At 52.1% G+C, this 14,865-nt stretch carries 15 protein-coding genes; 5 read left to right on the top strand and 10 right to left on the bottom strand.

The window, feature by feature from the left end:
- Nucleotides 1–67 precede the first annotated feature (67 nt).
- The gene (locus Q4551_RS14090; protein ID WP_303434506.1) at nucleotides 68–1,108 is read right to left on the bottom strand and encodes a substrate-binding domain-containing protein; all 1,041 of its coding nucleotides are present in this window, start codon (nucleotides 1,106–1,108) and stop codon (nucleotides 68–70) included.
- A gap of 301 nt (nucleotides 1,109–1,409) precedes the next feature.
- Here Q4551_RS14090 and Q4551_RS14095 point away from each other — a divergent pair, with 301 nt between their 5' ends.
- Nucleotides 1,410–1,811, top strand: a complete 402-nt coding sequence (locus Q4551_RS14095) for an acyl-CoA thioesterase (protein WP_303434507.1) — start codon at nucleotides 1,410–1,412, stop codon at nucleotides 1,809–1,811.
- Nucleotides 1,812–1,906: 95 nt separating this feature from the next.
- Here the strand turns inward: Q4551_RS14095 and uvrD are convergent, their stop codons facing one another.
- Nucleotides 1,907–4,084 (bottom strand): DNA helicase II, encoded by a 2,178-nt coding sequence (gene uvrD / locus Q4551_RS14100; RefSeq protein WP_303434508.1) that lies wholly within the window; start codon nucleotides 4,082–4,084, stop codon nucleotides 1,907–1,909.
- 147 nt (nucleotides 4,085–4,231) lie between these two features.
- Here uvrD and Q4551_RS14105 point away from each other — a divergent pair, with 147 nt between their 5' ends.
- Both Q4551_RS14105 and Q4551_RS14110 read left to right on the top strand, forming a co-directional pair.
- A complete protein-coding gene (locus Q4551_RS14105) occupies nucleotides 4,232–5,119 on the top strand; it encodes a MurR/RpiR family transcriptional regulator (protein WP_303434509.1) in 888 nt (295 codons plus the stop codon).
- A gap of 123 nt (nucleotides 5,120–5,242) precedes the next feature.
- Nucleotides 5,243–5,434, top strand: coding sequence for a PA3496 family putative envelope integrity protein (locus Q4551_RS14110; protein WP_303434510.1), 192 nt, complete (start codon nucleotides 5,243–5,245; stop codon nucleotides 5,432–5,434).
- A gap of 145 nt (nucleotides 5,435–5,579) precedes the next feature.
- On the opposite strand, the gene Q4551_RS14115 is transcribed toward Q4551_RS14110, so the two are convergent.
- The 3 genes from Q4551_RS14115 to Q4551_RS14125 form a co-directional block, all read right to left on the bottom strand.
- A complete protein-coding gene (locus tag Q4551_RS14115; protein ID WP_303434511.1) occupies nucleotides 5,580–6,848 on the bottom strand; it encodes an ammonium transporter in 1,269 nt (422 codons plus the stop codon).
- A 54-nt stretch (nucleotides 6,849–6,902) separates the two neighbouring features.
- Nucleotides 6,903–7,241 carry a P-II family nitrogen regulator gene (glnK, locus tag Q4551_RS14120; RefSeq protein ID WP_303434512.1) on the bottom strand — a complete coding sequence of 113 codons (339 nt, stop codon included), beginning with the start codon at nucleotides 7,239–7,241 and terminating at the stop codon, nucleotides 6,903–6,905.
- A gap of 68 nt (nucleotides 7,242–7,309) precedes the next feature.
- Nucleotides 7,310–7,972 carry a TorF family putative porin gene (locus Q4551_RS14125; protein WP_303434513.1) on the bottom strand — a complete coding sequence of 221 codons (663 nt, stop codon included), beginning with the start codon at nucleotides 7,970–7,972 and terminating at the stop codon, nucleotides 7,310–7,312.
- 326 nt (nucleotides 7,973–8,298) lie between these two features.
- Here Q4551_RS14125 and Q4551_RS14130 point away from each other — a divergent pair, with 326 nt between their 5' ends.
- Nucleotides 8,299–8,550 (top strand): accessory factor UbiK family protein, encoded by a 252-nt coding sequence (locus tag Q4551_RS14130; protein ID WP_303434514.1) that lies wholly within the window; start codon nucleotides 8,299–8,301, stop codon nucleotides 8,548–8,550.
- Here the strand turns inward: Q4551_RS14130 and Q4551_RS14135 are convergent.
- The 5 genes from Q4551_RS14135 to Q4551_RS14155 all read right to left on the bottom strand — a co-directional run bounded on the left by Q4551_RS14135 (nucleotide 8,523) and on the right by Q4551_RS14155 (nucleotide 12,774).
- A complete protein-coding gene (locus Q4551_RS14135) occupies nucleotides 8,523–8,723 on the bottom strand; it encodes a hypothetical protein (protein ID WP_303434515.1) in 201 nt (66 codons plus the stop codon). The genes Q4551_RS14130 and Q4551_RS14135 overlap by 28 nt on opposite strands.
- Before the next feature lie 35 nt (nucleotides 8,724–8,758).
- The gene (gene eutC, locus Q4551_RS14140) at nucleotides 8,759–9,601 is read right to left on the bottom strand and encodes an ethanolamine ammonia-lyase subunit EutC (RefSeq protein WP_303434516.1); all 843 of its coding nucleotides are present in this window, start codon (nucleotides 9,599–9,601) and stop codon (nucleotides 8,759–8,761) included.
- Between the two features lies 1 nt (nucleotide 9,602).
- The gene (locus tag Q4551_RS14145) at nucleotides 9,603–10,994 is read right to left on the bottom strand and encodes an ethanolamine ammonia-lyase subunit EutB (RefSeq protein ID WP_303434517.1); all 1,392 of its coding nucleotides are present in this window, start codon (nucleotides 10,992–10,994) and stop codon (nucleotides 9,603–9,605) included.
- A gap of 171 nt (nucleotides 10,995–11,165) precedes the next feature.
- The gene (locus Q4551_RS14150; RefSeq protein ID WP_303434518.1) at nucleotides 11,166–11,336 is read right to left on the bottom strand and encodes a hypothetical protein; all 171 of its coding nucleotides are present in this window, start codon (nucleotides 11,334–11,336) and stop codon (nucleotides 11,166–11,168) included.
- 79 nt (nucleotides 11,337–11,415) lie between these two features.
- Complete coding sequence (locus tag Q4551_RS14155) at nucleotides 11,416–12,774, bottom strand: ammonium transporter (RefSeq protein ID WP_303434519.1); 1,359 nt, start codon at nucleotides 12,772–12,774, stop codon at nucleotides 11,416–11,418.
- Nucleotides 12,775–13,293: 519 nt separating this feature from the next.
- Here Q4551_RS14155 and pyk point away from each other — a divergent pair.
- Nucleotides 13,294–14,730 carry a pyruvate kinase gene (gene pyk, locus Q4551_RS14160; RefSeq protein ID WP_303434520.1) on the top strand — a complete coding sequence of 479 codons (1,437 nt, stop codon included), beginning with the start codon at nucleotides 13,294–13,296 and terminating at the stop codon, nucleotides 14,728–14,730.
- Nucleotides 14,731–14,865: the final 135 nt, after the last annotated feature.

Raw genomic sequence — 14,865 nt, forward strand, 5'->3', positions numbered from 1 at the left:
CGGTGAGTTTACCGGCCGGAGAATACATCCATGTGACACGCAGCAGGGCAGCACCCTGCATTCAGGCTTACTGACCCAGCAGAGTCAGTGCCTTGACATCCGCAGCCATGGCCCGGCGACGGGATTCATCCATCGGAATCATGCCTTTGTCGGCGAGATAGCCATCTTCACCAATGGCACGCGAGGAGGTGAACTCAGCCAGAAATTCTTCAATCCCCGGAATCACCCCTACGTGGGCTTTTTTAACATAAAAGTGCAGTGACCGACTGACCGGATACTCACTACTGGAAATATTGTCGAAGGTTGGTTCAATCCCATCAATCAGGGAGCCCTGAACCTTGTCTTCATTCTGTTCCAGGAAACTGTAGCCAAAAATACCGTAGGAATCCGGGCTGGCCGCCAGTTTCTGAACAATCAGGTTATCGTTTTCACCGGCTTCAACGTAGCCACCATCTTCACGCAGACCGTGGCAAATGGCCTTGTATTTGTCTGGATCGGATTTTTTCAGCGCCTTGATAAACGGGAAGGCAGAACAACCCCCTTCCATCGCCAGCTCCACAAACGCATCACGGGTACCGGATGTCGGTGGCGGCCCCAGTACCTTGATTGGCGTGTTATCCAGAGCAGGATTTATTTGCTGCCAGGTTTTATAAGGGTTGGCGATCAGTTTTTCCGAGCCATTCGCAGCCGGTACCATTTTGGCCAGTGCCAGGAAGATTTCCTTGGTAGAAAAGGAAGCCTGGGCGTGTTCGGCGGCATTGGCAAACACAATACCGTCAAAGCCGATGGTCACTTCAACGATCTCTTTAACGCCATTTTTTGCGCACAGCGCAACCTCGGATGCCTTGATACGGCGCGATGAGTTCGTAATGTCTGGGGTTGTGTCGCCAACACCGCTACAAAACAACTTCAAACCACCACCAGAACCCGTGGATTCAACTTTAGGAGTACGAAACTTGCTCGATTTGCCAAAACGTTCAGCAACAACTGTAGAAAATGGATAAACCGTCGATGAACCGACTATGCTGATGTAATTACGCTCAGCAAAAGCACTTTGGCTGAAAACTGATGCCAATAAAACCACACCGGCAGCGAGAGAATGTTTCATGCGATATCCTTCAATGTGACCTGATGATGTCCAGCAGGCAAATCGTTGTCGAAAGGAGGAATTGTCCCGGAGCTGTGTTACAGCTACGTGACGACCCCTTGTTTATTACAAATATGTTGCATTTTGGTTACAGGGGCCTTTTTTTTACCAGACACCAGAACAGTCATACCCCGGTCGAGGCATTACTTTTGTCGTATTGTCTTAAATATTTTTTGACATCATTGATCTCGAGTGCGTCTGTATTGCCCGCGCTAAAAAAGAAGTAAACTTCCTAAAAATAATTTCAAAATCAGGAATCCCTATGAAAGCCAGACCAAAAGACGATTGTGAGCCGAAACCGGATGGAGAACTGACGTTACGGCTGATCCCGTCAAGAGGTGACACCAATACTCATGGGGATATCAGTGGTGGTTGGGTCGTCGCACAAATGGATCACGCGGCCGAAACCGTTGCCAATCGTCTGGCCCAGGGGCGCATTGCCAATGTGGCGCTGGAATCCGTTGTATTTATGTCTCCGATACGTATCGGAGCGGCGGTGTGTTTTTATACCCGCGTGCTGGAGATCGGCTCATCGTCGATCCGGATTGGCATCGAAGTATGGACCCAGAACCCGAATGAAAACGAGCGCAGAAAGGTCGTGGATGCCGTCTTTGTTTATGTGGCCATTGATGACACCGGGCGTATTCGCCGGGTCCCTCGCTGACCAGGATTCGTCGCTCCTCGATTCCAGAGCAACGTATGCAGCAGCCTGACCGGCCTCGTCACACCAGACCGGTCAGCCGCCAGTTGTATCAGCGTCTACAGCGCCTGTAACTTGGCAAAACTGAGCACCAGCCATTTGCTGCCGACATCTTCAAAGTTCACCTGTACCCGCAACCCCGGCCCCTGGCCTTCGAACTGCATTACCGTGCCCTCCCCAAACATCTCATGGTAGACCCGACTGCTCAGGCCAAAAGGCCAGTCCGCCGATATATCTGCTTGCAGTCTGTGATTCCCCGTTCTTGATCGTCGGGCACTCAGAGGTCGTGATACTGTATTTTTCAAACGCACTTCATCCATCAGTTCTGTCGGGATTTCACGAATAAATCGCGAAGGAGTACTAAAATTTTCTTGCCCATGCAAACGTCGGCTCTCGGCGTATGTGATCACCAACTGATCCATCGCCCGGGTGATACCGACGTAAGCCAGACGCCGTTCTTCTTCCAGTCCATCGGCATCATCCATCGACATCTTGTGAGGAAACAAGCCATCTTCCAGGCCGGTTAATACCACCTGGGGAAACTCCAGTCCTTTGGCAGAGTGCAGCGTCATCATCTGCACCGCATCTTCATGTTCATCCGCCTGCCCCTCTCCGGCATCCAGCGCGGCGCTATCGAGGAACTGCGCCAACAGGCTGATATCCTCATCATCACCACCTTCGAACACCTTGGCGGCATTTACCAGCTCTTCCAGGTTTTCGACTCGGGCCTGGCCTTTCTCACCTTTTTCCTTGCGGTGGTGCTCAATCAGGTTGGTTTGGGCAAGTACCTGCTCCACCAGCTCATGCAATTCAAGGTCGTCAATGCCGACACTCATTTCATCAACCAGCGTCATAAAACCAGCGACAGCCGTACCAGCCCGTTTTGACAGGCCGCCGGCCGCTACCACCGAAGCACAGGCATCCCACAGCGAACAACCCTGATCCCGCGCCACTGAGCGCAAGGTATCGAGGGTTTTTTCGCCGATGGCCCGGGCTGGAATATTAATCACCCGCTCAATGGCTGCATCATCCTGGCGGTTGAGCAGCAAGCGCAGATAGGCCATGGCGTTCTTGATTTCCAGACGCTCGTAAAAACGCTGGCCACCATAGATGCGATACGGAATCCCTGCCCGCAGCATGGCTTCTTCCAGCGTTCTGGATTGCGCATTGGAGCGATAGAGAATGGCCATATCGACCCGGGCACGCCCCTGCTTGGCCCAGACATCCACCAGATCGGCGATATAACGTGCTTCGTCCTGCTCATTAAACGCACGGTACAGACGAATCGGATCACCCTTGGCACCGGTGGTATGTAACTCCTTGCCCAGGCGGCCACTGTTGTTCTTGATGACGGCATTGGCGGCATCCAGAATCGTCGCCGTGGAGCGGTAGTTTTGCTCCAGCTTGATCATTTCTGCACCCGCAAAGTCCTGTTGGAAGTTGCGGATATTGCCCACATTCGCGCCACGCCAGCCGTAAATCGACTGATCGTCATCCCCTACTGCCATAACTGATACGGTGTTACCGGCCAGCAAACGAATCCAGGCATATTGGATATTGTTGGTATCCTGGAATTCGTCCACCAGAATATGGCTGAAGCGTTGCTGGTAATGTTGCAGCAAATCGGGGTTATGCAGCCAGAGCTCGTGGGCACGCAGCAGGATTTCACCAAAATCGACCATGCCATTTTGCTGACAGTTGTCTTCATAGATTTGATAAAACTGCTGCAGGGTGCGAGTAAAGTTATCGGCCGACGGGATAACATGCGCCGCACGACGCCCTTCGTCTTTCTGTTCGTTGATAAACCACTGCAATTGTCTTGGCGGATAACGACTGTCGTCGATGTTGTTGGCTTTCATCAGTCGCTTGATCAGGCGCAACTGGTCATCGCTATCCAGAATCTGGAAGTACTGGGGCAAGCGGGCTTCACGCCAGTGATGCTTCAGCAATCGATGCGCCAGGCCGTGAAAGGTACCGACCCACATGCCACTGGCAGGTACATCCAGCAGTTGCTCCAGCCGGCCACGCATTTCCCTGGCCGCCTTGTTGGTAAAGGTTACCGCCAGCACAGCAAAGGGTGAGACGTTTTCCACCTTGAGCAACCAGGCAATCCGGTGCACCAATACCCGTGTTTTACCCGAGCCGGCACCGGCCAATACCAGCTGGTGAGGAGATTGGGCAGCCACCGCGTTGCGCTGGCCGTCATTTAATTGATCAATTATCAGTGAAGTATCCATGTCGCGAGTTTACCAGATTGCAACCGTCACGGCAGATTCTGATCGACAATCACCCTGTTTATCCGTACAGCGGGAGATTTAACAGGACGATGACAGTGAGGCACTCTATAATCCGTGACCAAATTTTAATTATTCGGACTCATTAGAGTGAGAAATAGCCCGATTCTGGCCGAAATATCCGCAGCTATCCCCAACTTACGTAAATCTGAAGTCAAGGTGGCTGAATACGTACTGCGGTCGCCACAGCAAGTGATGCATATGCGCATCGTCGACCTGGCTCAAGAAGCCCAGGTCAGCGAGCCAACGATTGTGCGCTTTTGCCGGGGCATCGGCTGCAACAGTTTTCAGGAATTCAAGGTGCGAGTGGCTCAGGAAATGGCCATCACCAACAATATTGGTCAATTTGCTATCGCCACAGACGACAGCATCGACAATATTTGCAGCAAGATTGCCGATACCACCATTCAGCGGCTGCATCAGGTCAAATCACAACTGAAACCGGAACAGGTTGGCGTCGCCGCCAATGCCATCAGCATGGCAACCCGAGTCGAATTCTACGGCTATGGTGCCTCCGGTGCGGTAGCGATCGATGCCCAGCACAAGTTTTTCCGTCTTCAGGTGGCCACCGCGGCCTACAGTGACCCGCATATGCAAGCCATGTCTGCGGTCACCCTCGGGCCTGAAGATGTCGCAGTGGCCATTTCCCAAAGTGGTCGCACCAAGGATTTGCTTAACTCGATTGCCCTGGCCCAGCATCATGGCGCCAAGGTAGTGAGCCTGGCACCCGCCAATACTGCGGTCAGCAAACAGGCCGACTATCCGATTCATATCAATATTGAAGAAGATACCGATCAGTTTACGCCAATGACATCCCGCATTGCTCACCTGATGGTGATCGACATGCTGGCGGTTGCTGTTACCCAGCGTCGCGGCCCTGAATTTGCCCGCCACCTCACCAACATCAAGCGCAGCATCAAATCGCTACGATTGGAGCAGGGCAACGAGCCGTTTGATCCCAAAAACATCACCCGCTAGCCTCTCACCTGCCCGCAGCAGCAACCAGGTCATGGAAACATCAATCTGTCTTGTCACTGTCATTGGAATGCAACTTCGAGCATCAAACATCGTCATAGCCAAATCAATCCAAGGAGAGTGACGATGTCAGCAATAACCAAACTTGAATCTCATGAACAGGTTGTGACGTTTGATAGTCAGGGCAAGGTCGTTGTTAACAAGACCAGCAAGGTGTCTTCCAAAGTCATTGCCCGGCGGGCAATTGAAGCCCATAGCGAACGCAAGCATCTGGAACAGGACTTTGACCGCTACTACGACAACCTGCTCGACCTCTAAACTCTTGTTATTTTGCCAGCCCGACCAGTAACACTCTGTCGCTACATTGATCAGTAACCCAAATAACAGACATAAAAAAACCCGGCAAATCATTGCCGGGTTTTTAGCGGGAATCCGTTACCGCAGATTACTGTCTCAGACGAACTTACTTGCCAGTAAATTCAGGGTACGCTTCCATACCACATTCTGAAATATCAACACCTTCGTATTCAGCTTCTTCGCTCACACGCAGACCCATGACGGCTTTGATAGCGCCCCAAGCGATCAGTGATGTGATAAAGACCCAGACGAAGATAGTGATTGCACCCATCAGCTGGCCACCGATAGAAGCGCCGCCATTAGTGAACGGAACAACGATCAGACCAAACAGACCAACAACACCGTGAACAGAGATCGCGCCAACCGGATCATCAATCTTCATTTTGTCGAGAGTCAGGATGGAGACAACAACAATCAGACCACCGATAAAGCCGATGATGGTTGCAGCGAAAGGCGTCGGCGTAGAAGGCTCAGCAGTAATTGCTACCAGGCCAGCCAGTGCACCGTTCAGACACATGGTCAGATCCGCTTTGCGGAACAACACATAAGCCAGCAACAAGGCACCAATCAGACCACCAGCAGCCGCAGCATTTGTGTTAGTGAACACAACAGCAACCGCATTGGCATTGGCGATATCGCCCAGTTTCAGAACAGAACCACCGTTGAAACCGAACCAGCCCATCCACAGGATGAAACAACCCAGTGTAGCCAGTGGCAGGTTAGCGCCAGGGATTGCACGGATTTCACCGTTTGCACCGTACTTGCCTTTACGTGCACCCAGCAGTATCACACCAGCCAGAGCTGCAGCAGCACCTGCCATGTGAACAATACCGGAACCGGCAAAGTCAGAGAAACCGAAGTCATCGCCCAGGCTGAACATACCGAAGACGGACGCACCGCCCCAAGTCCAGCTGCCTTCCATCGGATAGATGAAGCCAGTCATAATGACAGCGAAAACCAAGAAAGCACCCAGCTTCATACGCTCAGCAACCGCACCAGATACAATCGACATGGCGGTAGCTACGAACACAACCTGGAAAAAGAAGTCAGACGCACCGGAGTAGATTGAACCACCCTGGAAACCGTCTTCACGTGCTGCAAAATCACCCAGTACAGCGGCTGTATCGACATCTGCAATACCAGCCAGGAAGTAACCACCGCCGTACATCAATTCATAACCGCAAACCAGATACATGGTACAAGCGATTGCAAACAACGCGATGTTTTTGGTCAGGATTTCAGTTGTGTTTTTGGCACGAACCAGACCTGCTTCCAGCATGGAAAAGCCAGCAGCCATCCACATAACCAACGCGCCACATACCAGGAAATAAAAGGTATCCATGGCGTACTGCAATTCGTAAATATTATTTTCCATTCTAAGCCCCCCGCATCAGGCCAGATTTTATCTATTAGTTAGAACTGAAAAGGATCAGAGCGCGTCAGCACCGGTTTCACCAGTACGAATGCGAACAACCTGCTCCAGAGTTGTAACAAAAATCTTGCCATCGCCAATTTTGCCAGTGTTGGCAGCCTTGGTGATCGCTTCAATAACCTTGTCAGTCAGGTCATCATCAACCGCTACTTCTATTTTTACTTTAGGCAGGAAATCAACCACATACTCGGCACCACGATACAACTCGGTGTGTCCTTTCTGACGACCAAAACCTTTGACTTCGGTAACAGTGATGCCTTGTACGCCGATCTCGGACAATGCTTCACGCACATCGTCCAGCTTGAATGGCTTCACAACAGCAGTAATGAGCTTCATAGAAAACTCCTTTTTGAGCTAAAGGGATGGGAATGGCCTATGCGAGGGCACAGGCCATTGTATGCTTTTTACATCTCGATAGGCAGGCTGTAAGACACAACGTATTTTGCAGACTCATCGATGTGACCGGCTTCATTCATCTCGATGTCCTGATCCAGGATTTTCGAGATAGTGAAAGCAACGGTATCGTTGTAAGCGTAAGTTACGTCAAGGTGCATGAAGTCATTGCCTTTATCGACTTCGCCACCCAGAGAAGCGGAGAAAGACGTGTCAGGAATATCAGCACCTACTACGAAGTAGAAACCATCAGCATCGGAATCGCTGCTTTTATCGAAGCGAATGCTGGCCATGCTGTAAGAGAAGCCCAGAGAGAAGTTGGCAGAATCGTCGAATTGATCGTATTCATCTGTTTCTGGGTACAGGTAAGTTGCGTAACCAATGTCGTAACCCAGATCACCAACGGCACCAGCATAACCAATGTACAGGTCAGTTTCTGTACCCAGGCTGGTATCACCTGAAGAAGTCCAAACACCAGCGTACAAGCCAGACTCGTGGCTGTAATCCAAAGAACCGGAAACAACAGGAGCGCCGCCGCCCAGATCCTGACCGTGCCACAAGTACACGCTGGCCAGATCAACAGATGCAGAGATTTCTGCTTGAGCAGTTTGAACAGCAGTCAGTCCTGCCGTCATGGCACCAGCGAGAACGATTGCTTGAGACAGTTTTTTCATCGTTTTTTTTCCTTCATCGGTTAGCGAAGCTAGTCATTAAACATGTTCGATGCTTTGGGGCCAGGAACTGCACCTTGAGCATCGTTGTAATTCTGTGAGAGAGAGTTAGCAGTGACCGTGCCAACTTTGAAAACCCCCGATATTAGCGGCTTTCCTGATATAATCTTCAGGATCCAGAGATCCTGATTGCTCCAATTTTGTGCGCGAATAAACAAAATGCATCAATTTTTACCACCCCTAAAAAACACTTGGCTCCAGATTGGTGCCAATAAGCCCTTAAAGCCCCTCAATGGCGCAACAATAACCCACGCAATGAGAGCCAAAAAATGAATGCAGATGAAATACGCTTTAAAATCGAACAGTTACTGGCACAGTCACCCTTTGCATCCCTCTCACAAGAAGCGCACAAGAATATGGCATCCCAGCTGCAGTTGCTGTTCAGTAGTGCCGATTTGGTCACACGAAAAGAATTTGATGCCCAGCAGCGCGTTCTGGAAGAATACCGCGCACTACTGGCCACTCTGGAAAACCGGCTTGCCAAACTGGAAGCTCAGCCTTCTGATGATAAGGACGCCTGACGCTCTTTCCAGACGTCATAGCCATTCACCGCCAGGTGTAGACCCAGAGCCAACCCGGCAGCGGTAGCAATGGCGGTGAGGCCACGAAATTCCAGCAAGAAAAAGCCACTAGAAAGCATCAGGAAACTGGGATAAAAAAGTGTCCGCTTAAGGACAAGTTGCAGTTTATTCATAGTGTTTCTCCATCAAATAGCAGCAAATAACGTCATTAGGTGTTGGGTGTTTTCAAGAGCAAATTGCCCGACTTGCTGGCCAGCGACGGCTGACCATTGTCTGATTCATCTTTCAGGGCCACCCCGGACAACGCCCGGCGGTCAGCCTCCAGCAGCAGATACATCAATTTATGAGTCGCCTCTTCATAACGCAGTCCTTCGTGGCGCACATTGGAGATACAGTTACGATTTGCATCGTGCTTGCCGCTGGCAGGCTTCCACGTGAAATAAATGCCCAGCGAGTCTGGCGAGCTTAATCCTGGCCGCTCACCAATCAACATCACCAGCATCCTGGCCTTGAGGGTTTCACCAATCGGGTCGCCAATGGCTACTCGCCCTTGTTCCACCATGACAACCGGCCCCACCTTCAATGAAGTATCAGCCAGTGATGTCAGCAAGCAGTCCAACATCGGGGCGGCATGCCGCTGCACCGCCAATGATGACAAGCCATCAGCCACCACCACAGCAATATCAAAAGCGGCCGGAGGACTGTCTGCCATCCACTGTGTCAGTGCTTCCTGACTACTTGATGAAAGCTGGCGACCGTAATCGGGTCGTTGTAAATACTGCGGCCGTCCATCGGCCTGACTGGCCAGCTTCAAGACCGGCCCCGGCAATCCGGCTTGCGCCAGCACCTGTTCCAGATCCTGTTGCAACTGCACAAAACCCAGCGGCAGATGCACGGCATCCCTGGCTCTGGCATGGGCCAGCTGAAACTCCAGATGTGCCCGGGTCGGTAAACTGATTCCGGCCCGGCCGAGACCAATGCGGGCATCGGTGTATTCACGCAAGGTCTGCCATGGGTTTTCTACCAGAATGGTATCGGGTTTATCAGCCATATCAGTGACCTCCCCGGATCACATGTTCAAACGGTGCCGGCAGAGACTGGTTGCCATACGCCAGATGATTCTGTTGATCAAAAATACCAATGGTCTGCAGCCAGGCTTCAAACTCCGGTGCCGGTTTCAGACCCAATAATTCACGGGCATACAAGGCATCATGGAACGACGTCGTCTGATAATTCAGCATGATGTCGTCCGAACCAGGAATACCCATAATAAAGCTACCGCCAGCGGCGGCGAACAGGGTGAGCAACGCATCCATATCATCCTGATCAGCTTCCGCGTGATTGGTGTAACAAATGTCGCAACCCATCGGAACGCCCATCAGCTTGCCGCAAAAATGATCTTCCAGACCCGCCCGAATAATCTGTTTACCGTTGTATAAGTATTCAGGGCCAATAAACCCAACCACGGTATTCACCAACAGCGGTTTGAATTCCCGGGCAACGGCATAGGCACGGGTTTCACAGGTTTGTTGATCCAGACCAAAATTGGCATCGGCGGACAGGGCACTGCCCTGTCCGGTTTCAAAATACATGCAATTCTGGCCAACACTGCCACGCCCCAGGGTTTGTCCGGCAGCGTAAGCTTCTTTGAGTAAAGCCAGATTGATGCCAAAACTGTCGTTGGCTTTTTCGGTACCGGCAATGGACTGGAAAATCAGATCGACCGGAGCACCCCGGTTTATCGCTTCAATATGGGTGGTCACGTGTGTCAGGACACAACTCTGGGTAGGAATATCGTAATGCTGAATCACATCATCCAGCATTTTCATCAGGGTGATCACCGCTTCGGTATTGTCGCTGGCCGGGTTGATACCAATGACCGCATCACCACTGCCATACAGCAAGCCATCCAGAACAGAGGCGGCAACACCGGCCGGATCATCGGTCGGGTGATTGGGCTGTAACCGTGTCGACATGCGGCCCGGCAAGCCAATGGTATTACGAAACCGGGTGACCACCTGACATTTGGAAGCCACCAGCACCAGATCCTGCAGTCGCATGATCTTGCTCACCGCGGCAGCCATTTCCGGCGTCACACCCGGTGCAATACGTACCAGCATCGCGGTTGAGGCTTGTTCACTCAACAACCAGTTACGGAAATCCCCTACCGTCAAATGCGCGATCGGCGCAAAGGCCAAGGCATCATGCCGGTCAATAATCAGTCGGGATATCTCATCGGCTTCGTAAGGAATCACCAGTTCATTCAGGAAAGTTTTGAGCGGCACATCAGCCAATGCCAATTGTGCAGCGACCCGTTCCTGCTCATCCAGAGCAGCCACACCCGCCAGGCAATCCCCAGAACGCAACGGTGATGCTTTTGCCAGCAAGCTTTTCAGGTCATTAAATTGCCAGCTTTTCTGGCCAAGTGAAATCTGATAACTCATATCGACGGGCCTTTGCCAAAGATAATGGATTCCAGCGTCGGGTTGCTGTCGCTCTTGTCAGTACCACCGGAATCCGTTGTACATTCCCAAAGGGATAAACAGAAAGCGCCCGGAACAAGCCGGGCGTACAAGTCGGATGTAACGGACGCTTCCGTCATGCAGACTGACGAATCAGCCTTCGTGCTTATCAAACGCGTCGTTCTCGTGCTTGATCAGGGCGTACATAAAACCAACAAAGGTTACGACAGCCAAACCACACAGAAAAGCCACAACGCCAGGTTGGTCTGCGAAGGTAAAGTAAGCGCCTACGCCTTCCCAGCTATCAATCGGTGAAGTATCCATAATGTATTCCTCTTTACTAACAGCAAGTTAAGACAAGCGGGGCAGCAGCGCCCCGCCCGTTTGAGAATCAAGCGGTCGATCAGCTACCCAGCACACCATTCGCAGGCAGACCGGCGGCATCCGCAGGAACAGTACCTTCAATGATGTCGCGGGAAGGCACACGCTCTGGGTAAGGAATGGCTGGAATTTCAACCAGATCCAGACCTGCAGCTTCTGCCTTGGCAGGAACACGCAGCATGTTCATTTTCTTCAACAGCAAGGAGATGCCATAGCCAGGTACAAAACCAGTGACACACATAACCACGGCGCCCAACAGCTGACCGAAGAAAGTAATGTCTGGAGCACCTTCTGGAACACTTGGGTAACCGGAGGCGAAGACACCAACCAGAACCACACCCAGGAAGCCACACCAGCCGTGTACCGCTACCGCGCCAACTGCGTCATCGATACCGCACTTCTCAACGAACTTGCCAACGATTGGCATGGAAATACCACCAACAACCGCCAGGAAGAAGGTCAGTCCCGGATAGTAAAGATCCAGACCGGCCGCAACAGTAATGATGCCAGCCAGGCCACCGGACATGGTCATGAACGGCTCACGAGAAGACAGGTAAGCACCAATCACGCCACCGGCAAAACCCATCAGTGTGTTGAATGCAAAAGCAGACAAGTTGGTTGGGTTACCGTAAATAGTTGTCCAGCCAGTTTCACCACCGTTAAAGATGATGCAGCCACCCAGGAAGCCAAAGAAGCCGACAATAATCATCATCAGACCAATCAACGCCATTGGCAGGTTGTGAGGCACAATGGCCATCGCCTTGCCGTCGACGAATTTGCCCAAACGAGGCCCCAGATTGATCAGCACACCCAGCGCAAAGAAACCGGCGATGGCGTGAACCACACCTGATGCACCCACATCGTGGTAGCCCAGATCCAGCAGCAACCAGCCATCAGGATGCCATCCCCAGGCACCGGCCAGAATCCAGACACCAGAACCCACCACAATGGTCAGGATCAGGTACGCACTCATGCGAATACGCTCGATCACCGCACCCGACAGAATGGAACCGGTTGTGGCACCAAACATGGCGAAAGCAGCCCAGAAGATACCGGTGCCCATATCAGAGACATCAGGACCCATACTGGCAGCCCATGGCAGGGCACCAGAAGCATCAATAGGAATCAGACCACCAGGGAATGCGTTATAGATCCACCAGCCGAAGAAGTAGAAAGTAGGCACAACAACGGCCAAAGTCAGAATATTTTTCATACCGGATGCCAACGCGTTTTTGACGCGCGACGCACCAATTTCATACGCAAGGAAACCGGCGTGGATCATGAACATGATGGCAGTGCACCACCAATAGAACACCTCGACATTCATCGCCTGATGCATTTCGAAAGCCGCTTTAAAGGCTTCCAATTCTTCTGGAGTCATGGGATTTCCCCTCTCTGATTGAGTAAGTTTTTAGCTAAACCAATTCAGACTGGTCAGGGTCGTACTGGGTACGGGAATACTGACCAGACAAAAATATTCTCAGAGGGAATATTGCATGGCCGGTGCCAAGCCTGTCGCAAGTTCAAATATTCAGACAATGACAGATTTGTCCGCTTTAGAATGGGTAGATAGAGGTATAAGCTTGCAATCAATGTCCACATTGCCAACACCTGTTTGGCCTGGCATTGAGATCGAGACCGATTTTGTTTGCCAACACAATCGGCGCATGGTGTTGCGCGCACCAAAAACAGGCAAAAACCTCCCGAAAACGCCCTGCGACAGAGCAACGCCTATTTTTCTGCCCAGCAGTCACAAGTACTCAGGATAAGGTCACGCCAAATCAGGGAAACAACAGAAATTCCAGCCGTTGTTACCCATGTGTAAAGACTCCGTCTCATGCTTGGTAGATAATACTTTCGTATCACACCCTGCACTCCACCGTCCGCCAGGAGATTCCTCATGTTAAGACGCACCAAAATTGTGGCCACCCTTGGGCCCGCTACCAACACCGATGAAAAAATCGAACAACTGATCGAAGCGGGCGCTGATGTATTCCGTCTCAATTTCTCCCATGGTGACGCTGACGATCACCGCGACCGTGCCGCCATGGTGCGACGAGCAGCCAAAAAACTGGGACGTCACGTCGCCATCCTGGGTGATCTGCAAGGCCCGAAAATCCGCATATCCCGCTTTGCTGAACAAAAAGTCCATCTGGATGTTGGCCAATCCTTTGTACTGGACGCCACTCTCGACCGTGACGCCGGTAATAAAGAACAGGTCGGCATCGACTATAAAGCACTGATCGAAGATGCCCACGTGGGCGATATCCTGCTGCTGGATGATGGCCGCGTTGAACTGGAAGTCACCGAAACCTTTCCTTCAAAGCTGAACACCCGTGTTCGTATTGGTGGCTGGTTGTCGAACAACAAGGGCATCAACCGACTGGGTGGTGGCCTGTCCGCCAAAGCCCTGACCGACAAGGACAAGGTTGACATCAAGCTGGCTTCAGAACTGCTGGTCGATTACCTCGCCGTTTCTTTCCCCCGTGACGAACACGACATGATCGAAGCCCGCGAGCTACTGACGGCCGCAGGTGGTCATGCCGGGCTGGTCTCCAAGATTGAACGGGCAGAATGTGTTGCCGACGATGCCGTACTGGATGGCATTATTCGCGCTTCCGATGCCGTTATGGTGGCTCGTGGTGACCTGGCCGTAGAAATCGGTGATGCCGAACTGGTCGGCGTACAGAAAAAAATCATCTCCCGCTCCCGTCAGCTGAACAAGCCGGTGATCACGGCGACCCAGATGATGGAATCCATGATCGACAGCCCAATGCCAACCCGCGCTGAAGTCTCCGACGTTGCCAACGCCGTTCTCGACTACACCGATGCCGTTATGCTGTCAGCCGAAACTGCTGCCGGTGACTACCCGGTTGAAGCCGTTGCCGCCATGACCCGCATTATTATGGGGGCCGAGCGTCACCCATTGGCCAAACGTTCCAAGCATCGTCTGTATGAAGACATGCACAGCATCGAAGAGACCATCGCACTGTCGGCCATGTATGCCGCCAATCACCTGGTTGGCGTGACCGCAATTATCTCGCTGACCGAAACCGGTGCAACACCACGCCTGATGTCGCGACTGCGTTCAGCTCTGCCGATCTTTGCCTTCTGTCGCCGGGAAGACACCCAATCCCGGGTGGCACTGTATCGTGGTGTGCAAACCGTGCCATTCTACGCCGACCAGCTGGAACCGGATGCCATCAACCCCTCTGCCATCGCCATCCTGAAAGAATCGGGTGAAATCAGCAGCGGCGATTACGTTGTGATTACCCGGGGTGATTATCTCAACGCCCAGGGCGGCACCAACACCATGAAAATTGTGCGTGTAGACTGACCCAGACACCGGCCGGGTACTCTCTCCGGCCGGGTGTTTTCCATCCCTCCTGATCCCACTCCTGATCCCACTCCTGATCCCACTCCTGATCCCACTCCTGATCCCACTCCTGATCCCACTCCTGATCCCACTCCT

Origin of the sequence: Oceanobacter sp. 5_MG-2023 (genome assembly GCF_030548165.1) — a bacterium.
GTDB lineage: Bacteria > Pseudomonadota > Gammaproteobacteria > Pseudomonadales > Oceanobacteraceae > Oceanobacter.

What these genes read in the sequence shown, in the direction of transcription:
- Q4551_RS14110 (WP_303434510.1), top strand. Translation starts at nt 5,243, where the DNA reads ATGTCAGCAATAACCAAACTTGAATCTCATGAACAGGTTGTGACGTTT.
- Q4551_RS14150 (WP_303434518.1), bottom strand. Translation starts at nt 11,336, where the DNA reads ATGGATACTTCACCGATTGATAGCTGGGAAGGCGTAGGCGCTTACTTT.
- glnK (WP_303434512.1), bottom strand. Translation starts at nt 7,241, where the DNA reads ATGAAGCTCATTACTGCTGTTGTGAAGCCATTCAAGCTGGACGATGTG.
- pyk (WP_303434520.1), top strand. Translation starts at nt 13,294, where the DNA reads ATGTTAAGACGCACCAAAATTGTGGCCACCCTTGGGCCCGCTACCAAC.
- Q4551_RS14090 (WP_303434506.1), bottom strand. Translation starts at nt 1,108, where the DNA reads ATGAAACATTCTCTCGCTGCCGGTGTGGTTTTATTGGCATCAGTTTTC.
- Q4551_RS14135 (WP_303434515.1), bottom strand. Translation starts at nt 8,723, where the DNA reads ATGAATAAACTGCAACTTGTCCTTAAGCGGACACTTTTTTATCCCAGT.
- eutC (WP_303434516.1), bottom strand. Translation starts at nt 9,601, where the DNA reads ATGGCTGATAAACCCGATACCATTCTGGTAGAAAACCCATGGCAGACC.
- uvrD (WP_303434508.1), bottom strand. Translation starts at nt 4,084, where the DNA reads ATGGATACTTCACTGATAATTGATCAATTAAATGACGGCCAGCGCAAC.
- Q4551_RS14130 (WP_303434514.1), top strand. Translation starts at nt 8,299, where the DNA reads ATGAATGCAGATGAAATACGCTTTAAAATCGAACAGTTACTGGCACAG.
- Q4551_RS14095 (WP_303434507.1), top strand. Translation starts at nt 1,410, where the DNA reads ATGAAAGCCAGACCAAAAGACGATTGTGAGCCGAAACCGGATGGAGAA.
- Q4551_RS14145 (WP_303434517.1), bottom strand. Translation starts at nt 10,994, where the DNA reads ATGAGTTATCAGATTTCACTTGGCCAGAAAAGCTGGCAATTTAATGAC.
- Q4551_RS14125 (WP_303434513.1), bottom strand. Translation starts at nt 7,972, where the DNA reads ATGAAAAAACTGTCTCAAGCAATCGTTCTCGCTGGTGCCATGACGGCA.
- Q4551_RS14155 (WP_303434519.1), bottom strand. Translation starts at nt 12,774, where the DNA reads ATGACTCCAGAAGAATTGGAAGCCTTTAAAGCGGCTTTCGAAATGCAT.
- Q4551_RS14115 (WP_303434511.1), bottom strand. Translation starts at nt 6,848, where the DNA reads ATGGAAAATAATATTTACGAATTGCAGTACGCCATGGATACCTTTTAT.